Annotated in this window: 7 protein-coding genes; 3 read left to right on the forward strand and 4 right to left on the reverse strand. The window is 57.4% G+C overall.

The features are described from left to right. Positions 1 to 24: 24 nt before the first annotated feature. The gene (locus K728_RS0100770; protein ID WP_024475535.1) at positions 25 to 492 is read right to left on the reverse strand and encodes a DUF4383 domain-containing protein; all 468 of its coding nucleotides are present in this window, start codon (positions 490 to 492) and stop codon (positions 25 to 27) included. A gap of 621 nt (positions 493 to 1,113) precedes the next feature. Between K728_RS0100770 and K728_RS21485 the strand changes: the two genes are divergently transcribed. Further along, positions 1,114 to 1,779 carry a hypothetical protein gene (locus tag K728_RS21485; RefSeq protein WP_024475536.1) on the forward strand — a complete coding sequence of 222 codons (666 nt, stop codon included), beginning with the start codon at positions 1,114 to 1,116 and terminating at the stop codon, positions 1,777 to 1,779. Here the strand turns inward: K728_RS21485 and K728_RS0100780 are convergent. The 3 genes from K728_RS0100780 to K728_RS0100790 form a co-directional block, all read right to left on the reverse strand. After that, the gene (locus K728_RS0100780; protein ID WP_024475537.1) at positions 1,769 to 2,482 is read right to left on the reverse strand and encodes a GAF and ANTAR domain-containing protein; all 714 of its coding nucleotides are present in this window, start codon (positions 2,480 to 2,482) and stop codon (positions 1,769 to 1,771) included. The two genes, K728_RS21485 and K728_RS0100780, sit on opposite strands and share 11 nt — an antisense overlap. 9 nt (positions 2,483 to 2,491) lie before the next feature. Further along, positions 2,492 to 3,193 (reverse strand): GAF domain-containing protein, encoded by a 702-nt coding sequence (locus tag K728_RS0100785; RefSeq protein WP_024475538.1) that lies wholly within the window; start codon positions 3,191 to 3,193, stop codon positions 2,492 to 2,494. Positions 3,194 to 3,416: 223 nt separating this feature from the next. Next, the gene (locus K728_RS0100790; protein WP_024475539.1) at positions 3,417 to 4,079 is read right to left on the reverse strand and encodes a TetR/AcrR family transcriptional regulator C-terminal domain-containing protein; all 663 of its coding nucleotides are present in this window, start codon (positions 4,077 to 4,079) and stop codon (positions 3,417 to 3,419) included. A 242-nt stretch (positions 4,080 to 4,321) separates the two neighbouring features. Here K728_RS0100790 and K728_RS0100795 point away from each other — a divergent pair, with 242 nt between their 5' ends. Next, on the forward strand, positions 4,322 to 4,633 hold the full coding sequence (locus K728_RS0100795) for a hypothetical protein (protein ID WP_051317572.1): 312 nt from the start codon (positions 4,322 to 4,324) through the stop codon (positions 4,631 to 4,633). Between the two features lie 254 nt (positions 4,634 to 4,887). Next, the coding region (locus K728_RS22770; RefSeq protein ID WP_443110898.1) for an alpha/beta fold hydrolase at positions 4,888 to 5,753 on the forward strand (866 nt) is incomplete at its 3' end.

Consider the following 5,753-nt stretch of genomic DNA (forward strand, 5'->3'; position numbering starts at 1 on the left):
CCGTCGGAGGGTGTTGCTCTTTCTTTAGGTGCGGTTGCCTGTGTTGTGGTCCCGCTTCCGGCGAAGGATCAGCGCTAGTGCAATCATCGCGACGCCCAGGAACAGATGTAGCCAGTTGTCCGCATCATTCAGTGGGACGAAGTTAGCGGTGGAATCCTGATCAATGACCAGCCCGTAAATCCAGAGCACCAGGTAAATAACTCCTCCGACGAGGAGGTAGTTCTTGGCGTTCGAGTAGCTACGGGCAAGGACCAGGCCAGCGACGCCGAAAAGAAGGTGAACGATGTTGTGCAGGATCGACACCTGAAAAATGCCTAGCAACAACGCCTCAGATTCGGGTCCTGCCATGTCCATCTGATCGTGTTGGCTGGTGACCCCCGGAATGAACCCGAGAATGCCGACGAGTAGAAAAACGGCGCCCATGCCCATTGCGGCTTTCTGCATGGTTGTCTTCTCGCGGGTGCTGTCGAGCTGGTGATTGTGAGCGGTCATGACTTTCCTCCTAGAGAGAGATGCGTGCTTCCTAGCTTCGCTACCGGCCGTCCGCGCGACATCCTTCGCTGCCCCGGGCACCGGCCATCTATCGATGGATCGAATGGCGGCTAAATGGGCTGAGACTGAAGTGTGGGTAGGTGTGGCAGAAACGGCGCTGGGATGCGGAAACATATTCCGTAGCAGGGTCTGGGCCATCGAAACCTGAAATACGGATGGAACCTTGTGTTGGGTAATCTCAAGTGCTGGCGTGGTCCCTGAAATCTACGTTCGGTGAACGTCTCTGGGAACCACCACCGGTACTCAATGTAAGCATGCTTATGATATGAACACAAGAGGTGTTGCGGGCGGCTCGTACTGGGTTCACATGAGGTGTCTCGATTGCTCAATCCGGGATACCTTTGCCCGGCGTTGCTGAGTGCCTCACGCCCGTTCACTGTGCTGCACGAGGCGAGGTCGAAGACCTGGGCCAGCTGGGTTTGTTATCAACAGTGCTGGCCAGCCCTGGATAGCAGAAACCGGTGGACTGACACCTTCGCGCGCGTTACTGTTGGGGTGTTGCCCCGGACCCCGGCACGCCTGCATGGACTATGTGGACATCTACTAGTGTTGGGTTAGATCATGGCGATTTCTAAAGGGCTGTCCGCCGGGCAAGAGGTTAGACACCTAGCGCCGGAATTGGGGCTGAGCGCACTCATCCAGGTCAATACCGACCTGAACTTTGCGACCGTGGTCGTCCGCGGATCACTGACGCAGACTAATAGTGATGCCCTGATCCGAATGGTTGTGAGCACGAGCTATCTGGCACCGGATCTCAGCATGAGTATCGATCTCAGCGGGGCGCGGTCTGTCGATCCGGAGGCCGTGAAAAGGCTCGGTAACTATCCTGCGTGGTCGGTCATCGAGCCTCCCCCGCAGCCCGCCAGGGAGGTTGGGCCGGACTCGAGAGCAGACCACCTGTCTGCGGGTTCAAACTGGCAAGCCACCTACCCGGCATCGCCTGGTCTCAGTGCCGCTTCCGAACCAGCGCCAGACCCGTTGGCAGGAGTGGGTGCCAGCAGTGAGCCTTCGGCCCCGAGCCGGCTTGCACCCGAGGAACAGTTCCCCGAGGACTTAACCGATTTAGACACTCTCCAGGTAGAAGTCCTCAACAGCAGAACGGGTCGTCAACTTGATATGGAATATGTCCGCGATACCGAGCCGGACCCCGAAACAAGTACGCGCCTGGAGGAGCTGACTGAGGAACTTGACCGTAGGGACCAGCAATCCAGCGATCCTAAAGCGTGAGAGAACCACTGACGATTTTGCGTGCCGTGTCTTGCAATCCAAGGTGGTGTGAACGCGAGTATCGGCGGATCATGTTGAAGGCCTCATCCAAGTCCACGTTCTTGGTTTGAGAGATCACCCCCTTCGCCTGTTCAACGAGGACCCGGCCGGTTAGCGCACGTTGTAGTTGATCGTTGATTAGTGTGCCTTCACGGATGGTGCGCTCGTGGAGTAAGCCGATGGTCGCTACGTCTGCCAACGCCTGGCCAATGGCTGAGTCCTCCGCAGTCAGGGCACCGACATCCCGGCCGAACAATCCCATAGCGCCGATGGTTCGATCACGCACCCGTAGCGGGACCGCGTGTATTGAGCGAAACCCCTGGCTAAGTGCCGCGGCCTGGAATTCGGGCCAGCGTGGGCCCATGGAATCGATGCTGTCGATGGTTATCGCCACGCCTGTTTTGAAACATTCGACGCATGGACCGGCACCGGCCTGAAGCTGAAGCATTTCCACGAGCCTGCTTTCCTCATTGGTAGAGGCGACCACTTGCAGCTCTCCGTGTGGATCGGCCAACAATAGGCCAACGGCAGCGGCATCGAGCAGGCTGACTGTCTCCTCAACGAGGGTTTGCAGAAGATCCAGGACGTGATAGTCGGCGACGAGTGTCTCTGCCAGTTTCACAAACGCGGCGCTGACCTGTTCCGAACGCGATGTGGTCACGATGCGCCCACTCTACTCCAGCACATGCTGATCGTTCCTTTCGTCGGGCGGGGAGAAATCCAGTTCACGGGCAACCACAGTTCGAGCGATTTCCGCTAGCGTGCTGCCGTTGGCGAACGCATGAGCGCGTAGAAGCAGCAGTGCATCGGCTGCGGACAGGGCTGCCTGGGCGAGAACCATACCGGTGGCTTGATGGATTTCCCGCCGAGATATTAGGGAACTTCCTGGAACGGATCCGTTATGGTCAACAGCGTTGTCATTCAGTAACTGGCGCAAGACCGTCCACGACGTGTTTTCTGCGAGCGATGACGCAGTCATTAGATCGGAACGACTCAGGGTCCAAGGTGACGTTCTATACAGCTCCACCACACCAACATTGATTGCCCCGATGGTCAGCGGGAAAACAAACATCGCCGCAACGCCCGTCTCGGCGACAGCCTTCCCAAAGACCGGCCATAAATGCTGATCCCCGAACCGTAGATCAGGTAGAAGCACCGGAAGGCGGGTGCGAAGAGCCTCCCACCGAGGACCTTCTCCGAGATCGAATTGCAGTTCGTCTAATCTCGCCGCTACCGCGTCACTGGCATGAAGTAAGGTCTCGTGCATGGATCCGCCGAACACCGAGATTGATGCACCCGTAACGGGCAACAGCTCAAGATAGGGTATGCACAGCTCAGCATTATCCGAGCCCAGCGCCGGATATAGCTCAGGCATGACTCCTCCGGGGCAACGCATCTTGGCTTGGTGGGGTGACCAGAGACAGCAGTCTTATCCCTCCAATTCGCTCTCAGTTTTACGACCTGACTTAACCATAGACCTGTTGCTGCCCGAGATGCCCGGCCTGTTTTCCAGTGCCTGACCAATAGAACTCTTGGTCGCGATCAGGGCCTTTGACTGTTTGCCTATCTACCTACCTCTTGGCCTCACGCGAATCAGGCTATAGCGTTTGATTGAGGCTGATTTCAAGTCCTTGGAGGAGGATGTCCATTCCTTGATCGAGTTCGGCTTTGCCGTCGTAGTCCGCCAGTAAGGGGGCTAGAGTGCGCAATTGCGGAAAGTCTTTCTTGGCAAGCCGTTGCAGTCCAAGCCTTAACACTTCTTCGTCCTCGTCGGCGTCGACGACAAATTCCTCGAGCTCGTTGATGATGTGCCCGAAGAGGAAGCCGTAGTAGGCGCGGTATACGTGCAAGGCCCCGCGCGAGTCGAAGCCGGCCTTCATGAGTAGGGCCAGGAGCTGTTCGATGGGGCGAAGCGCGCCGGGAGGGCGCAAGCCCAGGGGGGTGGATAGCGGTCGGGTGACCAAGAGGGGGACAACGTTCGGGTGTCTTAGGACCAGGTTGCGGAAGTCGTGGGCAGTTGCGCGAAGTTGATCCTGCCACTCGTCGACGGGTGGAATGACCAGTTGGTCCCAGATGATTTCAGTCAATCCATCAAGTAGTGCCTCACGGTTTTTCGCATACCGGTACAGCGCCATCGGATCCTTGCCCAGTTTCTGGCCGAGCTTCCTCATCGAGAGCGCGTCAAGACCCTCGTCGTCGACCAGTTCCAGAGCACCCGCCAGCATCGTGGCCCTGGTCAGGCGACTCTTAACCGAGGTCATCGAGCAACCAAGTTCCGGAAGGCCTGATCAGCGATCAGACTCTTATTGCCTGTGCGAACCGTCATCAAACATCCTTTTATAAGTAGGCTTGCTTTTATTTTGTTCTACACCGTAGTATCTACACCGTAGCCGATCTTGCCTAGAAAACCGCAGATCACAAGCTACTTCCAATCTAATCGCCTTCTTCTATGAGCGCGGTCTCAGCCAACCCTATGGCCACAAAACACTAAGGAGACAAAACCATGTCCAATATCAACAGCGGCAACACCAACGGTGCCTCGACTGCAACCCAGAGCGACCACAAAGGCAGCGTTGACGCTCGTCGGAGCACCGAGACCAAGGCTGCAACGAAGACCACCGAGTTTTTTATCTACATCGCAATGGTCATTGCCACAATCATCACGGCAGTTGTTGTCGGAGATGGCGATAACGAAGATGGCATCGATATGTTTGACGCTCGTCAGGGCATGGAGTTCATCACCTACCTGACAATTGCCTACATGATTGCACGCGGCCTGGCGAAGTCAGGAAGCCGCGAACGTTACGACGCGTAACCTTTTATCCGTGGCAGGGAAGCCAGGCATCCCTGCCACGGGCAGCGTCATGTCACCTGTCGTTGCTGCGCGACTCAACCACGACACACCCCCACATCCCGAGAATTATTGAGCGATTGGAACCATCGCCATTTCCACGTATCCGGTGACCTTCATTGACTGACCGCGAATTAATAGCCTGCCGGGTGAAGTCGGCTATCTTGTCGGATTCGGGTCCGGGCACGCCAACTTTTGTCATGGTGCACGGAATTGGGATGTCGCACCGCTACTTTGACCGGCTGCAGACGGAACTTTCCAAACACGGGCATACGTATGTCCTGGACCTGCCAGGTTTCGGCGGAACCCAAAAGCCTACGAAACAGTTACAAGTCAGCGAATATGCCTCAGCCATTGCTACCGCGCTGGACTCGGCAGGAGTCAGTTCCTGTGTACTCATTGGTCACTCAATGGGCGCTCAATTCGTGACAGAACTGGCCATCCAACGCCCTGGCATGGTCTCGGAATTGGTCTTGATCGGGCCGGTCACCGACGCGGCTCGCCGGTCGGTGCTCTGGCATTCACTGACTCTGGCCCTGGACAGCCTCAAAGAGCGGCCCATGACGAACGCGCTGGTACTCACCGACTACGCCCGTTGCGGCCTGCCCTGGTACTTCACCGAACTTCCGGTGATGCTCCGGTACCGCCTCCACGAGCGTCTCCGGATGGCAACCCAGCGCGTACTCATCATCCGTGGCAGCCAAGACCCTGTATCCAGACGCTCATGGTGCCTGCGTCTCGTGGACTCTGCCAAAGACGGGAACCTCGTCGAAATTCCCGGTCAACCGCACGTCACCCACCGTGGCGGTGCGCGTGAGGTGGCGTCCGCCATTCTCACCTTCCTCCACCAGCCCGGGCCGGCTTCGTTCCAATCCGGGCACCCGTCCGTACCCGACCCACTGCGCCAGCGAACGATTTTCTCGCGCGATCACACCATGCACAGCGGGGGAAATGACGGATCAGCCAGCTCTGCCGTCACTGCGTTCCACAGTATTAAAGTGGGAGACAAACAGTGCCGCGCATACCTTGTAAAACGTACAGAGTCCGACACGCATGACGCTGCCAGCAACAGGGGAGCGTCGCG

It is taken from the genome of Arthrobacter sp. CAL618, assembly GCF_000468215.1.
Taxonomy (GTDB): domain Bacteria; phylum Actinomycetota; class Actinomycetes; order Actinomycetales; family Micrococcaceae; genus Arthrobacter_D.